The sequence below is a fragment of the Streptomyces calidiresistens genome (genome assembly GCF_014141525.1).
Classification (GTDB): Bacteria; Actinomycetota; Actinomycetes; order Streptomycetales; family Streptomycetaceae; genus Streptomyces; species Streptomyces calidiresistens.
This window is the reverse complement of sequence record NZ_VKHS01000800.1, coordinates 1-2,382: the sequence shown is the minus strand read 5'-3', so window position 1 is coordinate 2,382 and position 2,382 is coordinate 1. Positions and strand designations below refer to the sequence as shown.

Sequence of the window (2,382 nt, the reverse complement as noted above, 5' to 3'; positions counted from 1 at the left end):
GTGGGCTCCGAGACGTGTATAAGAGACAGGGACCGAGGGGCGGCCGGGGCGGCGGCCCGGCTGGGAGCCGCGCCCCGGGCGGGTGCCGCCCGCCCACCGGAGCCGTTGGCGGCGGGTACTCCTCGGCTCGGTGGCGGCGCTGGTGGTCGCCGCGGGGGGCGTGCTGGTCGCCGGGTACCTGCTGGTGGACATCCCCCGCCCGAGGGAGGCCGCGGCGGCGCAGGCCAACGTCTGGCTGTACGCGGACGGCTCCCTGTTGGCCCGCACCGGGGAGGTGAACCGGGAGAACGTCTCCCTGGAGCGGGTGCCCGAGCACGTGCGGATGGCCGTCCTGTCCGCCGAGGACCGGGACTTCTACACCACCTCCGCCATCGACCCCAAGGGGATGGCCCGGGCCGCCTGGCGGATGCTGCGCGGCGAGGCCCGGCAGTCGGGCTCCACCATCACCCAGCAGTACGTGAAGAACTACTACCTGGACCAGCGGCAGACCCTCTCCCGCAAGGGCCGGGAGTTCTTCATCGCGGTGAAACTGGACCGCGAGGTGTCCAAGGACGAGATCCTGGCCGGCTACCTGAACACCAGCTACTTCGGGCGCGGCGCCTACGGCGTGCAGGCCGCCGCGCGGGCGTACTACGACAAGGACGTGGAGGAGCTCGGGATCGGCGAGGGCGCCTACCTGGCCGCCCTGCTGAACGCCCCGAGCCTGTACGACGTGCGGGTGGCCCCCGAGCGGCGGGACCGGGCCCTGGCCCGGTGGGAGTACGTGCTGGACGGCATGGTCTCCCGGGGCTGGCTGAGTCCCTCGGAGCGGGCCGCCACCACCTTCCCCGAGCCGGTGGAGCCTCCCGTGCCCGCCGGGCTCTCCGGGCAGCGCGGCTATCTGGTCGAGGCGGCCCGCGCCCATCTGCTGGACAGCGGGGCGTTGGACGAACGGCGCCTGGCCGCCGGGGGGTTCCGGATCACCACCACCTTCGAGCCGGAGAAGCAGGAGGCGCTGGCCCGGGCGGTCGCCGAGCAGTTGTCGGAGCGGCTGGACCCGGACCGCCCGCAGGACGCGACCCTGCGGACCGGTGCGGCCTCGGTGGAGCCGGGGACCGGCCGGGTGGTGGCCATGTACGGGGGCGTGGACTACACCGAGCAGTACCTGAACAACGCCACCCGGCGGGACTACCAGGCCGCCTCCACCTTCAAACCGTTCGTCTACGCGGCGGCCCGGGAGCACGGCGCGGTGACCCGTTCCGGGACGCCGATCGGGCCGTACACGCAGTACGACGGAACCAGCGGACGGCCGGTGGTGGGTCGGGACGGGCTGCACACCGGCTGGGCCCCGGCCAACGAACGCCACACCGACCACGGCACGCTGACGGTCGGGCGGGCGATGGACCTGTCGGTGAACTCCGTCTTCGCCCAGTTGGGCGTGGACGTGGGACCCGAACTGGTCCGCGAGACCGCGATCGCGCTGGGGCTGCCGGAGGAGACGCCGGGGCTGACCGAGGCCGGGCAGTCGATCTCCCTGGGTACGGCGACGCCCAGCGCGCTGGACCTGGCGGGCGCCTACGCCACCCTGGCGGCCCGGGGCGAGCGGCACCCGGTGGTGACGGTGGACTCGGTGACCCGGGACGGCAGTCCGGTGGAGCTGCCCCGGCCGCGGCCGGAACGGGCGGTGAGCCGGGCGGCGGCGGACTCGACGACGGCGATCCTGCGCGGCGTGGTGGAGAGCGGCACCGGCACCGCCGCACTGGCCGCCGGGCGTCCGGCGGCGGGCAAGACCGGCACGGCCGAGCAGGACAAGGCGGCCTGGTTCGCCGGGTACACCCCGGAGCTGGCGATGGTGGTCGGGGTGTTCGGCCAGGACCCGGTCAGCGGGGCCCAGGTGCCGATGTACGGGGCCCTGGGCGAGGAGCGGATCGGTGGCGGCGGGGTACCGGCCCGGATCTGGGCCCGCTACACGGAGTTGGCGCTGGCCGGGGAGCCGGTGCGGGACTTCGAGCCGGAGACGGGCCGGGCCGACGTGGGCCCGCGCGAGAGCGCGCCGGCCGTACCGGCGGGCGGCGGGCCCCGGGAGGAGGAGGGGCCCCGGGAGGAGACCGACGACGGTGCCGAGGCGGGCGACGGTGAGGAGCCCGTGGAGGACGCGCCGGAGGAAACCGGTGAGAGTCCGCCCGGCACGGTCCCGGCGGCCCCGCCCGCGCCGGCCCCGGCGGAGCCGGAGGAGGAGCCGCAACCCACCCCGGACCGGGGCGGGTTGGCGGACCTGCTGCCGCCGCTGACGGGTGGGGAACGGGCCGACCCCTCCTCCGCCGTCGAGGAGCAGCCCTCCGGCTGAAGCCGGGGGCGGGCGCCCGGCGGCACGGAGGAGCACGCCGGGCCCCGGGGGTCCGG

Annotated in this window: 1 protein-coding gene; it reads left to right on the top strand. The window is 75.9% G+C overall.

What is annotated here, in order from left to right:
* The first annotated feature begins 82 nt into the window (after positions 1–82).
* Entirely contained in the window at positions 83–2,326 is a 2,244-nt protein-coding gene (locus FOE67_RS22895) for a transglycosylase domain-containing protein (RefSeq protein WP_323385331.1), read from the top strand.
* Positions 2,327–2,382: the final 56 nt, after the last annotated feature.